Here is a 17,670-nt window from a genome sequence, read left to right as displayed (position 1 = left end):
ATCCGGGAAACAGACACGCCCGTTTCATTCACCCGCTCGTGCTTTAGGGCCGTCCACGGGGAGAATGACCCGGAACGTCGTGCCATTGCCCACCTCGCTGTCGACTTCGATCTCGCCGCCGTGATCGCGGACGATTCCGTAACTGATGCTCAATCCCAGTCCCGTTCCCTGGCCGATCGGCTTGGTGGTGAAAAACGGATCGAAGATCCGCTGCTTCAGTTCCGGCGGGATGCCGCACCCGGCGTCCGACACCTCCAGGATGACCGATCGCCCGTCCGGGCCGCCGCGGGTGCGGATCAGAACGCGCCCGTGCTCCTTCGAGGCATCGATCGCGTTGCCCACCAGGTTCATGATGACCTGGTTGACCTTCGCGGGGTAACAGGTCACGGCGGGCAGATCGACCAGTTCCGTCTCCAGCTGGACCTGCTTTTTCTTGGCGTGACCGCTGATGATGTTGAGCGTGCTTTGAACGCCGGCATTGAGATCGACCGCCTGCAGATCGCTTTCGTCCAGTCGAACGAAGTCGCGAAGATCGCGGACGATCTGCTGGATGCGGCGGAGCCCCTCCCGCGACCGCGTCAGGAGATCGTCGATATTGCTTCGCGTGTACCCCAGGTCGATGTTCTCGGCCAGTTCGGCGATCTCGGCCATCAGGTCCGGCCGCACGGTGGCCAGATCCTTGTCGGCGCTGCGGTAAAGGTCGATCACCTGGCCCAAGCTCCGGGCGTCGCGCTGAAGAACGGCGACGTTGTTGCTTACGAACGCCAGCGGATTGTTGATCTCGTGCGCGACGCCGGCCACCATCTGTCCGAGGCCGACCATCTTTTCGGATTGCACCAGGTGCGTCTGGGTGCGTTGCAGTTCCTCGCGGGCGGCGCGTTCGGCGCCGACGGCCCGTTCGAGCTGGACGTTGGCTTCGCGCAGCTCGACGTTTCGCTTCTCCAGCATCTGCTGGGCCACGACACGGTCGGTGACGTCCCAGAAGATTCCCTGCACGCCGATGACGACGCCGTCGGGGCCGAGCACCGGCGTCTTGATCACCTGCACGTAAAGCTGGCTGCCGGCCGGGGTGACGTGTTCCTCCACGACGTCCTTGGCAACCCCGCCGCGGGCAACCTCCATGTCGTCGTGACGGTAGCGGGCGGCGAGTTCGGGCGCGTAAAAGTCGAAGTCGGTACGGCCGACGATCTGGTCCAGCGGGCGGCCGAGGGTCTTGCAGAAGTTGCGATTGCCGAAACTGAACCGGCCGGCGAAGTCCTTGCGGAAAATGTTCTGTGGCAGTGTTTCGACGAGCGAGTGGTAGACCGCCTCGGCCCGCTGCAGCCGATCGACTGTCAGGCGGTTGGCCATGTCCAGGCGGTAGAGGCGGTCGGCGGTCCAACTCGTCAGCGCGACAAAGACGATGATCGTCGTGAGGGTAAAGATCAGGACGGCGATCTCGGCATCAAGTCCCCCGCGCCGCACCACTGACAGCGCGCCAAAGCCCACCAGCGAAGGCATGATGATCGCCGCCGGCAGCAGTCGTCGAAGCACCAGCCCGCCGATCGAATCCGACAACAGCGTGGAGATCGGCGGGAGGGTCGGCCGGGCGGCGAGGATGGCTAGCGACAGTGCGTAGAAGCAGATCGCCGTGTTCAGCGCCATCGCGATGAAGCCGCGCAACTGATACAGCGAACTTACGTTGTACGCGTAGCCCAGCAGCGCCATCAGCGCCAGCGCGAAGGCGCACAGGGTGATCCAGGCGGTAACCCGGCGGCGAAAGACCCGGCGATCCATCGACAGCAGGGCTGCGCCGATCAACGCGAATCCCAACGCGGTGTTCGGTGCCATGACGTTGCCGTCGAGCCGGCTTCGGAACAGCACCTGATCCAGCACCAGCGGAAGCCCGGCACTGGCGGCGGTCTGTACCAGTCCGATCGCCAACACTAGCGCCGCCATGATGTCGATCAGCAATCGTCGCCGATGCGCCGCTTCGGCTGGCGCCGCGAGCAGCAGCGCGGCGACCGCGGAAAGAATGAACGCGACCGCCGAGAGCGGGTTCATCGCGATGCGGGCCGGGTGAAGCAGGCTCTTGAGCAGTTCGTTCTCGAAGACCCAACCCACCAGCACCAGCGACGCGATGCCGAAGACCATCGCGGCGGATAAGCGACTGAGTTTCAGATGGAGACGGACTGAAGCGTTCGAGGGTAGCGGTCGGGCGGCCGCGGATAGATTTGAGAAGAGCGGGTCGTCAGTCGGCATGGAGCCTCCTGACGGATGATACCAAGTTGCGCCGGTCACACCGGCCGTTGCGTCTTTCGCTGCCACCACGCGGCGAGTGGGGGGCTAGATCGTTCACGCCGTCGTGTCGATGTGCGGCAGGTCCCCTTCGTCCGGTTTACGCTGCTTCTTCCGGGAACCGGTTCCGCCCTGCTGCTGTCGGCGTTTGTCTTCCTGTACCGGGGACACTTCCTCGGCGTTCTCCACCGAATGTTCAAAGTGGTCCGACGCAGCGGCGACGTTTCGCTTGACCTGCTGCTGTCGGCGCAGTTGCCGCGTCTTGTCGGCCGAGAGCTGCTCCTGCTGTGCTGCTCCCGCCATCGCGGTTCCGGAGATGGGGTTGATGTATGTCATGGTGACACACGTGCCTCACTTATCGGATCGGCCGGTCGGCGGAGCAAAATGAGCAAAAATGCCGAAAAATTGCGATTAATCGAGGGAGGCGTGCCAGAAGATCGAGACCGTTTCTTTCACCAGGTCGTGGTTGGACCGCCGGCGTTCGTCCAGGCCGGTGATCTCAAATCCGCATCGGGAAAGCAGTTGCGCCGCGGGAAAGTTATCGGTCGTGGTTTCCGCCGACACCGCCCGCAAGCCCCGCGTTTTGGCCTCGGCGATCATCGAGTACACCAGGGCACTGGCGAGCCCCTGGCGGCGAAGATCGAAATCAACCCGCAGCTCGGCGATGCGCAGCGTGCCTAAAGCCGGCTCGGGAACGGCGGCGACCAGCGCCACGGGCATGTCGTCGTGAGACGCCATCATGGCGACGCCTTCGTCGGCGCCGGTGGCGATCATCTTCAGCATCAGTCGCCGCTCGTCGTCGATCGGATTGGCCCGGACGATGCGTTCGCGCAGGGGCCGCTCGTGAATCTGCCAGCTTGCGGCAAGCCCGGTCCCGCTGCGCTCGATGTGCAGATACTGCCGCGTTTCGATGGTGCCGTCGATCTCTCCGAGCAGGGCCAGATCGTTCGGGGTGACAGGACGTAGTTCCATGGGATTTGGGACGATGTCGAGAGTCGCGCTTCGGTGATGGAATGCCGCCGGGGGATTGCCGTCGCGGTGATTGTTGCCGCAGGGGTCGGGGCTTCAACAATCGGCCTTGGCACGGTCAACCATCCATGACTGGATCACAGTATACTCCGCTGCAATGGCGAGCGGATTCTTCGATTTTCATTCCAGGGTCGTTCGAGGTCAGCGCGGCCAGCCGGATGTGCCGGCCGAACCGCCGGGCACGCCCGCAAAGCAGGGCCGCCCCGGCCAGCCCGACGCGCTGACCGTATCGGAACTGGCCACCCGCATCGCCGGTACGCTGCGGGCTGGTTTCCCGTCGCCGGTCTGGGTGAAAGGCGAAGTCACCGGCTATCGCGGGCCGGCGGCATCGGGGCATCACTATTTTCGACTGAAGGACGACCGCAGCGCAATCGACGTCGTCGTCTGGGCGAGCGAGGCCTCCCGCATCCGCTTCAAGTGGGCCGACGGCATGGAGGTCCTGGCCTGCGGATCGGTCGCCACGTTTCCCGGCAAGAGCACCTACCAGCTCAAGCTGATCCAGCTGCTGCCCGTCGGCCAGGGGGCGTTGGAGCTGGCGTTCCGGCAACTCAAGGAACGGCTGGAACGCGAAGGCCTGTTCGCCGACGAGCGGAAGAAGCCGATTCCCGTTTACCCCCGGCGGATCGCGCTGGTCACCAGTCGCGAGGCCGCCGGGCTGGCCGACATGCTGAAGGTGTTTCGGCCCTTTCCCTGGTTGAAGCTGATGCTCTTTCACGTGCCGGTACAGGGGACAGCGGCGCACCCGGCGATCGCCGGAGCGCTCCATGCGATCAATCGACATGCCGAGCGGCTTGGCGGCGTGGATGTCATCCTGTTGGGTCGCGGCGGTGGATCGCTGGAGGACCTCTGGGCGTTTAACGAAGAAGTCGTTGCTCGCGCCGTCGCCGATAGCGCCATCCCCGTCGTGACGGGCATCGGCCATGAGGTAGACGTCAGCATCGCCGACCTCGCCGCTGACTACCACGCCCACACGCCCACCGAGGCGGCGCGGGTCATCACGCACCACTGGCGGCAGTCGGCGCGACTGCTGCAGGAGGCGACCGGGCGACTGGCGATGCACGTCCGCGACACGCTGCGGTCCGCCCGCCGCGAGCTGGGCGCGATCGCCGGCCACGAAGCATTCCGCCGGCCGATGGACGTGATCGTCCGCTCGCGCCAGCAGCGGCTGGACGACGTGCAGAAGTCGACGCAGATCGCGCTGCGCCGGCGGCTGGACGGCCTGCGCGCCCGCGTCGAAATCGCCGACGTCCGCCTGCAGAAGCACCGCCCGGCGCAGGTGTTGGCCGACCTGCGGCAAAGGCTCGATCGCCTGGCGACGCGGTTCGCCGAGCGGCACCCGCGGCACCAGGTCCAGCGTCAGTCGGACCGGCTGGCTGAACTGCAGAGCCGGCTTCAGACCGCAATGCGGCAGGCGGTCGTGTCGCGGCGGAACGTGCTCGATGCACTCACCCGCCAGCTCGATGCCATCGGTCCCCAGCAGGTGTTGCGGCGGGGCTACTCGATCACCATGCGAAAGAAGGACCGGCAGATCATCCGCAGTGCCGCCGAGATTCGGCCGGGCGACCAGATGATCACCCGCTTCGCCGACGACGCGTACGAATGGACGGCCGGCGACGGACAGATGTCGCTGTTTTCCTGAGCCGTCGCGCCACATGTCGGCGGTAAGGCGGCCTCAGGGATTAACGATTCTCGGACGCTTTTAGCGCCGGCGTTTGTGTGATAAGGGCCATCGACTGCATAATGCGGCCCATGGCAACCCGAGGAGAAAAGGTGAACAAGGCAGACGCGGGGAAGGCGGACGCAGCATCGACCAAGGCCGCCGGACCCGCGGTCAGTGCCGCCCCGGCGACGGCAAAGCCATCACCCGCGGGCAAGACCGCGGCGACGACGGCGACACCTCCGTCGGCAACCGTCGCTCCCGCCGCCAAGCCCGCCACTCCGGCTGCCTCCGCGACCAAGCCCGAGACCAAAGCCGAGGTCAAGCCGCCTGCCGCATCGCCGGTGACATCGCCGGTCGTTCCCGCTCGCGCGACCGCGCCAATCATCACGCCGCCCACGCCTGTTGTGCAGACGTCTTCGTACAGCTGCGGCTCGCCGAGCCCGGCCGCGTTTGCGCCGCCGGCGTCGCTGATCGTCGGCAAGGCGCAGGCATCAGCCCCGACCACGCCCCAGGTAAACCCAACGCCTGACGCCGTGCCCGGGTGGAGCCGTGGATTCTCCGACCGCCCGACGAACCCCAAGCCCAAGTCGCCTTCCGACAGTGCGCCGGTCAGTGGGATCAGCGCGGCTGCGACGGCGGGAGCGACGGAGATCAAGGCGGAAGTCGGTCCGGCGAACCCGGCGCAGCCCGCGTCCGTGACCGCAGAAGTCAAAGCGCCGGTTTCCGCGCCCGCTCCGGCATCGCCGGCACCGACGACGTCGCCGGCCGCGGCGGCCGATGCCGAACGCGCGGCCGCCGCCCACGCGCCGCACCCGGAAGCCAAGGCCCCGGCGCCCGCTCCTGCAGCGCCGGTCGCCAAGCCGCAACCGACGACGTTTCAGCCGGTCGCTGCCGTCGCCGAGCCGCGACCGCCGGTCACGCCGGCTGATATCGAGCAGCCCCAGCAGCCGCCGATGCTGTTCGAAGTCGCGTGGGAAGTCTGCTGGCAGCTCGGCGGAATCTATACGGTGCTGCGGAGCAAGGCCCAGGCGATGATCGACCGCTGGGGCGACCGCTACTGTCTGATCGGTCCCTACAACCCGGGCACTGCCGCGATCGAGTTCGAAGAGCAGCCTGCCTACGGCCCGATCCGCGAAGTCATCAATAAGCTGCGCGACCTCGGCGTGCCGTGTCACTTCGGCCGCTGGCTCATTCCCGGTCGCCCGCGGGTGATCCTGATCGACCAGCGGGCCCGCTACAACCAGCTCCACGTCGACAAGTACCTGATGTGGGAAGACCACCGCATCTCGCTGCCGAGCGACGACGGCGAAGTGAACGACGTGACCGCGTTCGGTTTCTCGGTCGCCGAGTTCTTCCGCGTCCTGACGCAGGTCGTCAAAGACCGCGCGATCCTGGCCCACTTCCACGAGTGGATGGGCGGCGTCGCCGTACCGCGGATCGCGCACCTGCGGCTGCCGGTGTCCACCGTCTTCACCACCCACGCGACCCTGCTGGGGCGGTATCTCGCCGGCGACAACCCGTTCTTCTACGACCACCTGCCGTTCCTGAACCCCGACCAGGAAGCCGGCAAGTACAACATCTATCCCCGCTTCGCGATCGAACGCGCCGCCGCCCATGCCTGCACGGTGTTCACCACCGTGTCCGACGTGACGGCATTCGAGGCCGAAAAACTGCTGGGCCGCACGGCCGATGTGATCGTGCCCAACGGCATCAACCTGCACAAATTCGCCGCCCCGCACGAGTTCCAGCACCTGCACGCCCAGAGCAAGGAGCGCATTCACGATTTCGTGAAAGGGCACTTCTTCCCGAGCTATTCGTTCGACCTGGACCGCACCCTCTACGTCTTCACGTCGGGCCGGTACGAATACCGCAACAAGGGCATGGACCTGTTCATCGAGGCGATGCACCGCCTGAACTGGCGGCTCAAGGGCATTCAGGATCCGCCGACCGTCATCGGGTTCGTCATTACCCGGGCACCGACGCGGAACATCAACGTGCGGGTGCTTCAGAACCAGTCGATGTACGAAGACCTGCGCAACACCTGCCAGTCAATCCAGCGCGAGATGGGCAGCAGGCTGCTCAACTGCACGGCACACGGCAAGCTGCCGGCGTTTGGAGACTTGCTGAAAGAGGACGAGCAGGTGCGTCTCAAGCGTGCCATGCACGCCTGGAAGACGCATCAGCAGCCGCTGATCGTGACGCACGACCTTGCCGACGACGCGAACGACCCGATCCTCAACCACCTGCGTCATCGGCACATGTTCAATGCCGCCGACGACCCGGTGAAAATGGTCTTCCATCCGGAGTTCCTCAGCGCGACCAATCCGGTCATGAGCATGGACTACGACCAGTTCGTGCGCGGGTGTCACATGGGCATCTTCCCGAGCTACTACGAGCCGTGGGGCTACACGCCGCTCGAGTGCATCGCGCTGGGCGTGCCGACGGTGACGAGCGACCTGTCCGGCTTCGGGTCGTACGTGCAGAAGCACGTCTGGGCGAAGGAACGCCGCGACGCCGACCGGCAGGGCATTCACATCCTGCAGCGGCGGGGCAAGGGGTTCGACGAGGCGTGCGACGCGCTGGTCAACCACCTGTTCAACTTCGCGCAGCTCAACCGCAGGCAGAGAATCGAGATGCGCAACCGCACCGAACGGCTCAGCGAGCAGTTCGACTGGTCGACCCTCGTCAACCACTACACCGAGGCGCACAACATGGCGTTGCAGCGGATCGGCGCCGCGCGGCAGGGGCACCTCGATGTACGCATGGTTTAGAGGTCGCGCCGCGGGTGCAAACCCGGGCTATCCGTTGCGAAAGGCCCACACGGTCAGGCCCGCCTGCATCAGGCACAGCGCGCCGCGTGCGACGCGGTGAGACGTTCTTGTTCCCCCCTGATCGCGAACAATCAGTACGCAGGTCATCAACACCATCGGTTCGTAATATCGGGGCCAGGCGAGGTTGACCGCGGCATTGGACGCGATGAAGCCGGCAATCGCAGCACCCCAGACGAACCATGGCCGGCACATCGCCAGCAGCAAACCGACGCAGCCGCCTCCGAGACCAGCCAGGATCGTGATCAGCACCGACCGTTCGCCGGCGGTTCCGAGGAGGGCGGCGAGATTCCAGAGGCCGGACCATCGGCCGTCGGCGAAGCTGTAGGTCGTGGGGCCGATGAGCGAATGGACCAGTCCCACCGCCACCCCGGCTAGAGCCGCGAGCCATTGTTTGGGCCCGACGGGCAACCTTGCGATCGCCAGCGGAGCGAGAAGCCCGAAAGTCGCCAGGATCATGGTGATCGCCGCCAGGTTGACGCCTTGGGCAGGCTTCGCCCAGGGCTGACTGGAGGGGGCGAGGCTTCCCCATAGTTTGTAGAAGTAGAACAGCAGTGCCGCAGCGGGCACACAGCAGAGCCCGGCGATCAGCGCCCGTTTGAACGCGCTGGCCCGACCGCCGCCCCCTGAGGGTGCGGCCGTCATCGCCGCGGCGACCAGCGGGGCGGCCGCCCAGATGTAAATCTGCCGAACCATCACCGTCGCGGACAGCAGGATCCCCCCAACCACCGCCGATCGGCCGGACCATCGACAATCGATCGCCAATACGAGGACCAGAAGCAGTCCCCACCAACTCAGCGTGTGCGGCACAACATACACGCCCGAGGGAAGGATGTACTGCGACCAGGCGAACGGAAGGCAGAGCAGGACAACGTCCCAGGTCCCCATGCGTCGTCCCGAGGCCGCCCAGGCGAGCGTGCCGACAAGGCCCGCGGTGATCAGCAGCGTGGCCCAGCGCATTGAACCGACGTCGCCGCCGAGTTTCACGACCGCCGTCATCAACAGGTGATAACCGGGCGTCATCGCCGCGGGGTAGCTGCTGAGATCGACCGCAGGCCACTGGCGGGCGAACTGCCGGATGGTGGGAAGGTGGTATTCGTTCTGGTCGGCGGCGGCGGCGGTCCGCTCGATGCCCGAGGCGATCAGCACCGCGGCGGGAATGAGGAATGCCAGCACGACCGCCGCGGTTGCGGCGACCCGCTGGCGCGTAGGTCGGTCGGCAGGATTGAGCATCGTCGCGGACGAATCGTCGTCGGTGAAAAGGACAAGGGCAAGCCGATCGCCTGCCCTTGTCATGGATTCACTTTGGTCCGGTGCGATTACTGTTCCGGTGAGATCGTCGCCGTGCTCTTGGGGAGCAGGCTCGGCGGGGCGATCTCGGCGGCGTAGGCGGTGTACAGGCCGCGGGCGTCGATGATCTCCACCGAGGACGGCGTAATCACCTTGAAGTTAAAGCGGGGATCGGTCTTGATCTCCCCGCGAACTCCGACGAACTGCCCGTCGCCGCCGGCGATCTTGGTATCGGTCGCCCAGACGTAAGCGAGCGTGCGGCCGGTTTGCGGGTCGGTCAGACGGAAGATCGGCGTGCGGGCGACCTGCAGGCTGCTGGGACGAATCGTCCCGACGGCCGTGTACGACCGAACCTCAGACTGCCTGATCCGGTCGCGAATCTCGACCTGTTCGGCCTGCTGGGCCTGCAGCTTGCCACCCGCGTCTTTGCGGGAGGCCTGCACGGTCAGCAACTGTTCGCGGGACTCGGATCGGACCTTCAACGTTTGCAGACGGGCCTCGGCGATGCGGCGGGTCATCTCGGTCGTGCCGTCGGCACCGGCGACCTGCTCGTAGCCGGCCGTCAGCTCCGCCAGCGGCTGTTCGGTCAACGGGAGCTGGCTGGCAGCGGTGAACTCCTGTTCGAGCGACTGCAGCTTGGCAATCGCTTCGGCCGGCGACAGCGGACGGGCGGCGGCCAGCGGGTTCACCGGACGCGGGGCCGGCTCGGTCGGCACGGCTTCGGCAGGCACCGGCTCGATCAGCTTCGGCTCCGCATCGGCCGTTAGCGTTGGACGGGTGGCGGGGGCGGCCGGCACCGATGCATCCGGCGGCACGACGGCTTGTTCCGACTTGGGGATCAGGACCGCCGGCGTTTCAGGTGTCGGGGCGGCAGGGGCGGGAACGGCCTCAGGGGCGGCCTTCTCTGGTGCCGCCGCGGGCGTGGCTTCGGCAATCGCGACCGGCGCCACTGGCTGCACCTGGCCGGTCGCCGTGACGACGACCTGCTGTCCCGGCTTGACTGCGTCGGTCGCAACGTACAGGTAAGCACCGATCGGCGGCTTGATCTTAAAGTACTGCTCTTCCTCGCCGATGATCTCGACCGGCTCACCCTTTTCGAGCTTGGCCTGCGTCACCCACATCACCGGCTGCAGCGAACTGCCGGCCCGCACGATGAGTTGCGAGGTCGCCTTGCCCTGCTTGCCGTCGCCATGCACCTGCACGAACGCCTTCTGAACGTACGAGAAGCTGCCGCCGGGCGGGAGAATCTTGAGCCAGTTGTTCTTGGAGCCGACGACGATCACCTTGGCACCGGCGTCCAGCTTGGTGGTCGGGTAGAAGTTGTCGCCGGGGAGCGACCGGACGAATTCCGGGCGGGTCAGAACGCCTTCGAACTGGAACTTGCCGTTCTCGACGTCAGGCTGGACGGCTTCGGTAGACGTCTGGGCGGAAACGCTCAGGATAGGGCCGAACGCCGGAACGACCAGCACCGCCGCGGCAAACGCGACACTGCGGGAAAGCCGGGAAATCGACGACAGGGAACGCCGGGAAAGAGCGGCCATGAGGGCACCTCCATGTGCATTGGCCCGACCGACGACAGCAGCCGGACGCGTGAACTGATGGCGGGGCGCGAACGCGGCCTCCCGCTCAGCCGCAGGGGCAGATAAGCCCTCGCGGTGGATTGGTCATACCAGATCGGGAAAAAAAGTAAAGAATTTGGCCGACAACGATCGAGAACTCCGGAACTCGGTAGTGCAGCCAAAGAGCCGCGCACGAAGTAAGCGGGTCCGGCGGGTCCCGGCGAGCGCGAAGGTCGGGTCAACGGCGGTAGTCCGGCCAATCACTCCACATGCGGTTGCTCGACTACGTCACAGTACGCCAGGCGGAGTAAGATCGTCGGCGGCTCGACCATGCACCATCGACGGCTCATCTTCGTGATCCTGATCGCGTGCACGTGCGCTGCGGCGACCAGGCCCTCGACGCAGCCGGCTACCCGGCCTGCCGGCTCCACCGGAGATCCGGCCCTCGACTTTCTGCTCGAAAGCGCCTCCGACCTCGCGCGGACGCCCACGACACTGCCTTCGAAGCCGCCATCGACCAGGCCCGCCAACCCTTTCACGGATGGCCGCAAGAACGCCGGTGTTCGCCCCGGCGTGATCCATCTTTCCAACGGTCAGAAGATCCGCGGCAAGATCGCCACGACGCAGGGCAAGCCCCTGCGCGTCTGGGTGGAGAAGGACAAGGACTATCACGACGTCGCGTTTGAATCGATCGCGTCGGTCGATGCCACGCTGCTATGGGAGCGCGACGAGAAGGAGTGGCGATTTCGCGAAAGCGGCAGCGACGTGAAAATCTACAGCGGCAAGACCTATCCCCTTCGCGAACTCCAGTACACGCTGACCCTGACTGATGGCAACCGGGTCGAGGGTGGCGTTGTCGCGCCGCTTGACGTGCAGACGAAAGATGGACGCTTCACATTCGTATTGAATAAGCGGCAGAAGGGGGAAGTTGGTCAGTCGCTGAAAGACCTTGTTTACCCGGTGCGCGTGGAACTGGAATGAGCATGCCCTGTGTCTTCGAGGGGTCATTCCATTTGATGTGCACCAAAGCGTGCACCTGCGGAGCGACCGCCAATCGGTCATGGCCGCGGGTCGGTTAGCGGCGGGATCGGGTGCGATGGCACTGACACCGCCGGCTCGTGACGTTCCTTCACCAGCAGTCCCGCGACGACCGCCGCCAGTACTGAAACCGCGGCGCTAACCCACAGTCCTATGTCATAGTTGCCGTAGCGCTCCTTGATCTGCCCCATCATGTTCGGCCCGATGAACCCGCCGATCAGGTTGCCGAACGAGTTGATCATGCCGATGCCCGCGGCGGCGGCGGTGCCTGTGAGAAAGCGGCTGGGCAGCGCCCAGATCGGCCCGAGGGTGCTCCAGATGCCGGCGGCGGCGATGGACAGGCCGACGATCATCGTAATCGGGGTATGCGCCATCGCGGCGATCGCGTAGCCGCAGGCGCCGCCTAGCGCGAACAGGACAATGGTGAGCGTTCGTTTGCCCGTGTGATCGGCCCACCAGCCGGCGACCGACATCGTCACCGCCGCCGCGAAGAACGGGATCGCCGACAACGCCCCGATCGGTGCCGTGCTGCCGGGTGCGAGGGTGATCTTGATCAGTGAAGGCGTCCAATAGTTGATCACATAAAACCCGAAGATGACCGTGCCGTAGAGCAGGCACAGAATCCAGACCCGCGGGTCGCCGACAGCGTGCATCAGGCTGTGCTTCGTATGCCCCATCGCGGCGTGATCCGTGGCCAGTCGGTTGAGCAGAACACGCTTCTCATCCGCCGAAAGCCAGCGGGCCTGCTCGGGCCTGTCGGTCAGGAAGAAGAGAATTCCGAAGCCGAGAATGACCGAAGGGATGCCTTCCAGCAGGAACAGCCATTGCCAGCCGCGCAGGCCGAAGTGGTCGATCTGCATCAGCACGTCCGCCAGTGGCCCGCCGACGACACCGGACAGCGCCGTTGACGTCAGGAACAGTGCTGCCGCCCGGGCCCGCTGCTCGGCGGGAATCCAGTAGGTCATGTAGAGAATCATGCCGGGGAAAAACCCGGCTTCGGCGATGCCCAGAAGCAGGCGCAGTCCGTAAAAGTGCCAAGGCTCCTTCACGAACATCATCGCGACTGAAATCAGCCCCCAGGTCACCATGATCCGGGCCATCCAGAGCCGGGCACCGACCTTCTCCATGATCAGGTTGCTCGGCACTTCGAAAATGAAATACCCGATGAAGAAGATGCTCGCGCCAAGGCCGTAGATCGCGTCGTTGAACTTCAGGTCCGTGCTCATCTGCAGCTTGGCGAACGAAACGTTGACGCGATCGAGATAGTTGAACAAATACAGGAAGCACATCAGCGGGATGAGCCGCCAAAGCACCTTGCTGACCGTTCGGCGGGTCAGGACTTCGTCCGCTGTCGAGGCGTAGTCGAGCGTTGGGTGCGTCATGAGGTTCGATCTCAAAGCTTGCGATGTGGCACGTTGCTGCGTGCAGGGAGTACCTGTCAGCATACTCATCTGTTGCTTGACGCACCCGCGGTAGCAGGCACACTCGGTGCGTGGACGGACCGTGTCCGTTTTCGTGAACCCAGGATCGCCGCCCATGATCCGCCGAATCACGCTCGAAAACTACATGTCGCACGCCCACACCGTCATCGAGCCGGCGGCCGGGCTCACGGTATTGGTCGGGCCCAACAACTGCGGCAAGTCGGCGGTCCTCTCGGCGATCCAGTCCGTCTGCGGCGAAACCTCCAGCGACTACATGGTCCGCCATGGCGAGAAAACCGCCCGCGTCACCATCGAAACCGACGACGGCCACACCATCGTCTGGCAGCGCAAGGGGGGATCGACCAGCTACACCATCGACGGCACCGACATCCACCGCGTCGGCCGGGGCCGTAACGGACTGCCGGACGACCTGCACACCCTGCTGCGGATGCCGCTGATCGAATCCCCGAGCGGACGCAAGTTTCAGGTCCACTTCGGCTCCCAGAAAGAGCCGATCTTCCTGCTCGACAGCGATTCGGACCTGGCGGCATTCTTTTCCAGTTCGGCCGAGTCGGAACGGCTGATGGAAATGCAGCGGCGGCACAAGTCGAAGGTCACCAGTCGCCGGGCAGAGCAGCGGGCCATCGAGGCCGACCTGGCCCGGTTGGGCGGAAAACTGGCCTCGCTGGAAAAGCTCGAAGACCTCACGCCCGGCGTGCAGAAGGCCGAGGCCGATCACCGGGCGCTCCTGGAGGCCGATCGCGCATTCAAGATTCTGAAGGACCGGATCGACCGCCTCGACCGGCTCTCGCGGCAGGCACAACGCCTCTCGGCCGAGCTGGCCGCGACGAACGAACTTCAGCCGCCGCCGACGCTAGCCGACCCGGCGCCGCTGGCGGCGACGATCGCCGACATGGATCGCTGGCGGCACGACCTTTCTTTGCGGCAGGCGGAGCACGAGGCGCTGGCAACGCTGCAATCGCCGCCGGCAGAGCAGGACCCCGCCCCTCTGGCAGCGGTCGTCGCGGCGATAGGTCGTTCGAGCGACGAGGTCCGGCGCTGGTCGGCATCCGCGAGCGCACTCGAGGGGCTTTCGGAGGTCCCCGCGCTGGCGGACCTTCAACCGCTGGAATCGCTCGGCAGGTCGATCCGGGAGGCACAGACCCGCCTGGCCGCTGCGCAGAACATTGCTGCGGTTCTCGAGCCGCTGGCGGATGTTCCGAGCGTTGCCGATTTGACGCCTTTGGAGACAACGCTGCTACACTTGGGGAAGACCGCGGCACAGTTGCACGCCGCGGAAGCCGACCTCGTCGCGGCCGAGAACGCCGTGGCCGGGGTCGAGGCGGAGATCGTTCGGTTCGTGACGCAGCACCCGCTGTGTCCGACATGCGGCGGGCCATTGACGGCCAGCCATGTGATGCACGGAGGCTTGGACCATGGCGAAACGTAAGGTTTCGAAGTCGACGCAGGTATCACAACCCACGGAAGAACTTTTCGCGCCACGCGAAGCAAACGATCGTGACGAGTCTCCCGTAGTCGCACACGGCAGTGTGCCCGGATCAATCGACGCCGGGCACGCTCACAAGAACGACGATCTCGATTTGGCGGACATCCCTCCTCGTAACCACGGCGGGCGACCCCGACCCGCTGTCGCTCCGACCTCCGACACCACATGGGGCGACCCGCGCTCACGCGCCCCAATCGACCTTCCAGACCCGCTCGACGACTTCGAGTTCCCGCCCGAACTGCAACTGCCGTCGATGGAAGACCTGCTGACGCCCCCCGCGCTACGGGAAGTGGCACCCGCGATCGATGCTCCGCCCGCGCCACCAGCACCCACGGTCGTCGAAACGCCCACGCCGTTGTCTGAGCGTACCCGCGAAGACCCGGATGCTTCGACATCGCAGCACGAGAATCCGGGTCTTCGGAGTACCTCAGACGCCGGCGTTCGGATGCGCGATCCGAGTATTGATGATGTGCGGCTCGCGGAACTCCCGGCAGTCGATGTGCCAGAGTTTGCACCACCGCAGTCGGCAGCGCCGGTGTCCTCGCCCGCCAGTGCGGCGGAGCCGGAAATACTCATCGAACCCGAACCACAACTAGCAGACGTGCCCGCCCGTGCTCCCGGCTCTCCTACGCAGAGCGCCCCTGTCTCCGCCTGGGCCGGCGTGCTCTTCATCGGTGACCTTCACCTCGCCCACCGCGTGCCCGGCTTCCGCCGGGATGACTACCCCCGGGCAATCCTGCAAAAGCTCCGCTGGGCGATCGAGTACGCCAAGGCCGAACGCCTGCTCCCGGTCCTGCTCGGCGACCTGTTCGACTTCCCGCGCGACAACGCCAACTGGCTGCTCGTCGAACTTCACCACCTTCTGGACCCGCAAACGCCGGCGATCTACGGCAACCACGACTGCAAGGAGAACACGCCCGGCGAGCACGACACCGTCTCGATCCTGGTCGCGTCCGGTCTGCTTCGGCTGCTGTCGGCCGAACACCCCTGGACCGGCGTCATGAACGGGTGCCGCGTTTTCATCGGCGGAACCTGCTGGGGGCAAAAGATCCCCTGGACGTTCGACCGCGAAGCCGTCGCCACCGCCGCACGTTCCGGCGAGCCGTCGTACGTTCTCTGGGCGACGCACCACGACTTGCGCTTCCCCGGATTCGAAGAGGCCGGCCGGATGGATTGCCGCGAGGTCAAAGGGGTGGACCTGATCGTCAACGGGCACATCCACCGCGAATTGCACGATGTCGCGACTGGCCGAACCCGCTGGATGAACCCCGGCAGCCTTTGCCGGATCGCGCGGTCGGACGCATCCCGCGAGCATGTGCCCGGCGTTCTGCGGGTGGATGTCTCCACCGAGGGCCTGGCGTATCGACGCGTCACCGTGCCGCACCTGCCGTTCGACGAGGTATTCCATCCCGACGTCGAATCGGAGCCCGTCGAAGTGCGACAGTCGCTCTTCATTCGCGACCTGGAAAAGCTGCAATCCGTCCGCACGACCGCGGGCGTTGGCCTGCGGGAGTTCCTTGCGTCCAACCTCGACCAGTTCGAGCCGGCGGTGTCGCAGGAGATCCGCCTGCTCGCCGAAGAGGTACTCGCGTAGGGTCCGCCTTGGCGGACGCGTGTCTTTGGCGGACGCGACGGGCTCGGCGAACGAGGCTTCGCGTCCGCCAAGGCGGACCCTACCGACGGGGCCTCGCGTCCGCCAAGGCGGACCCTACAATGCCCTGATGGCACGCGAAACGACCAGGCCGGCGCTCGACATCGAGGCACTCAAGCAGCAGCACAAGCAGCTCGACACCCGCCGGACCACCGCCCGGGCACACCTCGCCGCGGCCCGGAAGCAGCTCGAAGAACTCAGCGCCGAAGCACGCAACGCCTACGGTACCGACCACCTGGATGAGCTTCGCGCCAAGCTGCTGGCATTGCGCGCCGAGAACGACCAGAAGCGAACGGCGTATCAGCGGCACCTCGACGAGATCCAGGCCAAACTCGCGGAAGTCGAAAAGGGGTTTGGCGGCGAATGACCTGCTGCTGCGTGCGCGGCTCTTCACAAAGTGACATCCGCGGAGACCGCGCCTAAGCCTCGACAGTCATCATGCCACGCCGCCGCACCACGCGCAAGTCGCCGGGCAGGTTAAGCCGTGACGGCGTCGCGGCGTCGTGGCACATCGCCAGCAGCGACGACACCTGTGCCGGCGCGACCTCGTCGGCGGGAACGCCCCGGGCTTTCAGCCATTGCGCCGCGACGGCGCGGGCGATGATCTCCGGCAGATCGGCCAGCTTGCGGGTCGCCAGCGTCTCGGTCGGCGGCGGCAACTGCCCACCAACCCACTCGTCCAGATCGCGACAAACGTTGGCAATCCGCAGCAGGCGGGGGGCCAGATCACAGTTGCCAGCGAGCGCCGCCCGAACGCGATTACGGGCATAATCGCCGGTGGCGTTGCTGGCGTCTTCCCGCCAGGATTGGCCGACGCTGTCCAGGTGGTGCCGCAGGGCCTGCCGGCGCACGGCCAGCAGCGGCCGTCGCAGCACGACACCGGCGACGACCGCACGCGGAGCCATCGCCGCCAGCGCCGGGTAGCCGCCGCCCCTCAGCAGCCGAAGCAGCACCGATTCGGCCTGATCGTCGGCGTGATGTGCCAGCAGCACGCCCTGCAGGTTCTGGGCCTCGACCGTCCGCCGGTAAAGTTCGAGCCGCAGGGTGCGGTAACGCGCTGAAGGATTGCCGGGAAGTGTCTCCCGGTCGATAGGCGGGAGAGATTCCTCCAATCGCTCGCGGGTGGTGATCGTCGAAGCCAGGCCGAGCCGGCCCGCCAGTGCTGCAACGAACGCCGCGTCATCGTCGCTGTCGCGGCCGCGTGTCTGGTGGTTGAGATGGATGACGTGCAACGAAAGATCGCGCCGTTCGGCCGACAGACGCAGCATGGCAACGCTGTCGGCCCCGCCGCTGACGGCAACACCCCAGCGTCCCGGCTCGACGGCCGCGATCGCCGCCGTGGGCGTGAGAAATTCGGCATCGGTCGAGCTCATCGAAGGTTCGCTGGCCGTCCCGTCTTGCCGGTGGCAG

The 17,670-nt window shown here is 65.8% G+C and carries 13 protein-coding genes; 6 read left to right on the top strand and 7 right to left on the bottom strand.

Annotated elements, in window-relative coordinates; all coding sequences use genetic code 11:
- Positions 1-24 precede the first annotated feature (24 nt).
- From IPV69_RS11140 to IPV69_RS11130, 3 genes are all read right to left on the bottom strand, one after another.
- A complete protein-coding gene (locus IPV69_RS11140) occupies positions 25-2,133 on the bottom strand; it encodes a PAS domain-containing sensor histidine kinase (RefSeq protein ID WP_206295182.1) in 2,109 nt (702 codons plus the stop codon).
- A 201-nt stretch (positions 2,134-2,334) separates the two neighbouring features.
- Positions 2,335-2,613, bottom strand: coding sequence for a hypothetical protein (locus IPV69_RS11135; protein ID WP_206295181.1), 279 nt, complete (start codon positions 2,611-2,613; stop codon positions 2,335-2,337).
- Positions 2,614-2,688: 75 nt separating this feature from the next.
- Positions 2,689-3,249 (bottom strand): GNAT family N-acetyltransferase, encoded by a 561-nt coding sequence (locus IPV69_RS11130; protein WP_206295180.1) that lies wholly within the window; start codon positions 3,247-3,249, stop codon positions 2,689-2,691.
- Positions 3,250-3,403: 154 nt separating this feature from the next.
- On the opposite strand from IPV69_RS11130, the gene xseA reads away from it, so the two are divergent.
- Positions 3,404-4,945: an exodeoxyribonuclease VII large subunit gene (gene xseA, locus IPV69_RS11125; protein WP_206295179.1), complete on the top strand. Its 1,542-nt coding sequence runs from the start codon at positions 3,404-3,406 to the stop codon at positions 4,943-4,945.
- A 110-nt stretch (positions 4,946-5,055) separates the two neighbouring features.
- Positions 5,056-7,737, top strand: a complete 2,682-nt coding sequence (locus tag IPV69_RS11120; RefSeq protein WP_206295178.1) for a glycosyltransferase — start codon at positions 5,056-5,058, stop codon at positions 7,735-7,737.
- 27 nt (positions 7,738-7,764) lie between these two features.
- Here IPV69_RS11120 and IPV69_RS11115 read toward each other — a convergent pair whose 3' ends face one another.
- Together IPV69_RS11115 and IPV69_RS11110 are read right to left on the bottom strand one after the other, a co-directional pair.
- Positions 7,765-9,090 carry a hypothetical protein gene (locus tag IPV69_RS11115; RefSeq protein WP_206295177.1) on the bottom strand — a complete coding sequence of 442 codons (1,326 nt, stop codon included), beginning with the start codon at positions 9,088-9,090 and terminating at the stop codon, positions 7,765-7,767.
- A 23-nt stretch (positions 9,091-9,113) separates the two neighbouring features.
- Positions 9,114-10,625, bottom strand: coding sequence for an SH3 domain-containing protein (locus tag IPV69_RS11110; RefSeq protein ID WP_206295176.1), 1,512 nt, complete (start codon positions 10,623-10,625; stop codon positions 9,114-9,116).
- A gap of 348 nt (positions 10,626-10,973) precedes the next feature.
- Here IPV69_RS11110 and IPV69_RS11105 point away from each other — a divergent pair, with 348 nt between their 5' ends.
- On the top strand, positions 10,974-11,624 hold the full coding sequence (locus tag IPV69_RS11105) for a hypothetical protein (protein ID WP_206295175.1): 651 nt from the start codon (positions 10,974-10,976) through the stop codon (positions 11,622-11,624).
- Between the two features lie 77 nt (positions 11,625-11,701).
- On the opposite strand, the gene IPV69_RS11100 is transcribed toward IPV69_RS11105, so the two are convergent.
- Complete coding sequence (locus tag IPV69_RS11100; RefSeq protein ID WP_206295174.1) at positions 11,702-13,063, bottom strand: MFS transporter; 1,362 nt, start codon at positions 13,061-13,063, stop codon at positions 11,702-11,704.
- A 154-nt stretch (positions 13,064-13,217) separates the two neighbouring features.
- Here IPV69_RS11100 and IPV69_RS11095 point away from each other — a divergent pair, with 154 nt between their 5' ends.
- From IPV69_RS11095 to IPV69_RS11085, 3 genes are all read left to right on the top strand, one after another.
- Positions 13,218-14,552 (top strand): AAA family ATPase, encoded by a 1,335-nt coding sequence (locus tag IPV69_RS11095; RefSeq protein ID WP_206295173.1) that lies wholly within the window; start codon positions 13,218-13,220, stop codon positions 14,550-14,552.
- 100 nt (positions 14,553-14,652) lie between these two features.
- Positions 14,653-16,203: a metallophosphoesterase family protein gene (locus tag IPV69_RS11090; protein ID WP_206295172.1), complete on the top strand. Its 1,551-nt coding sequence runs from the start codon at positions 14,653-14,655 to the stop codon at positions 16,201-16,203.
- Positions 16,204-16,330: 127 nt separating this feature from the next.
- Positions 16,331-16,627 carry a hypothetical protein gene (locus tag IPV69_RS11085; RefSeq protein WP_206295171.1) on the top strand — a complete coding sequence of 99 codons (297 nt, stop codon included), beginning with the start codon at positions 16,331-16,333 and terminating at the stop codon, positions 16,625-16,627.
- A gap of 52 nt (positions 16,628-16,679) precedes the next feature.
- Here IPV69_RS11085 and tilS read toward each other — a convergent pair whose 3' ends face one another.
- The gene (tilS, locus tag IPV69_RS11080; protein WP_206295170.1) at positions 16,680-17,633 is read right to left on the bottom strand and encodes a tRNA lysidine(34) synthetase TilS; all 954 of its coding nucleotides are present in this window, start codon (positions 17,631-17,633) and stop codon (positions 16,680-16,682) included.
- Positions 17,634-17,670: the final 37 nt, after the last annotated feature.

The organism is Humisphaera borealis (genome assembly GCF_015169395.1).
GTDB classification, from domain to species: Bacteria; Planctomycetota; Phycisphaerae; order Tepidisphaerales; family Tepidisphaeraceae; genus Humisphaera; species Humisphaera borealis.
This window is presented reverse-complemented; position numbering and strand designations above follow the sequence as displayed.

Excerpts from the sequence above, each read along its gene's own strand:
- IPV69_RS11135 (WP_206295181.1), bottom strand. The coding sequence starts at position 2,613 with ATGACATACATCAACCCCATCTCCGGAACCGCGATGGCGGGAGCAGCA.
- IPV69_RS11140 (WP_206295182.1), bottom strand. The coding sequence starts at position 2,133 with ATGGTCTTCGGCATCGCGTCGCTGGTGCTGGTGGGTTGGGTCTTCGAG.
- tilS (WP_206295170.1), bottom strand. The coding sequence starts at position 17,633 with ATGAGCTCGACCGATGCCGAATTTCTCACGCCCACGGCGGCGATCGCG.
- IPV69_RS11115 (WP_206295177.1), bottom strand. The coding sequence starts at position 9,090 with ATGACAAGGGCAGGCGATCGGCTTGCCCTTGTCCTTTTCACCGACGAC.
- IPV69_RS11100 (WP_206295174.1), bottom strand. The coding sequence starts at position 13,063 with ATGACGCACCCAACGCTCGACTACGCCTCGACAGCGGACGAAGTCCTG.
- IPV69_RS11095 (WP_206295173.1), top strand. The coding sequence starts at position 13,218 with ATGATCCGCCGAATCACGCTCGAAAACTACATGTCGCACGCCCACACC.
- IPV69_RS11110 (WP_206295176.1), bottom strand. The coding sequence starts at position 10,625 with ATGGCCGCTCTTTCCCGGCGTTCCCTGTCGTCGATTTCCCGGCTTTCC.
- IPV69_RS11085 (WP_206295171.1), top strand. The coding sequence starts at position 16,331 with ATGGCACGCGAAACGACCAGGCCGGCGCTCGACATCGAGGCACTCAAG.
- IPV69_RS11105 (WP_206295175.1), top strand. The coding sequence starts at position 10,974 with ATGCACCATCGACGGCTCATCTTCGTGATCCTGATCGCGTGCACGTGC.
- xseA (WP_206295179.1), top strand. The coding sequence starts at position 3,404 with ATGGCGAGCGGATTCTTCGATTTTCATTCCAGGGTCGTTCGAGGTCAG.
- IPV69_RS11130 (WP_206295180.1), bottom strand. The coding sequence starts at position 3,249 with ATGGAACTACGTCCTGTCACCCCGAACGATCTGGCCCTGCTCGGAGAG.
- IPV69_RS11120 (WP_206295178.1), top strand. The coding sequence starts at position 5,056 with ATGGCAACCCGAGGAGAAAAGGTGAACAAGGCAGACGCGGGGAAGGCG.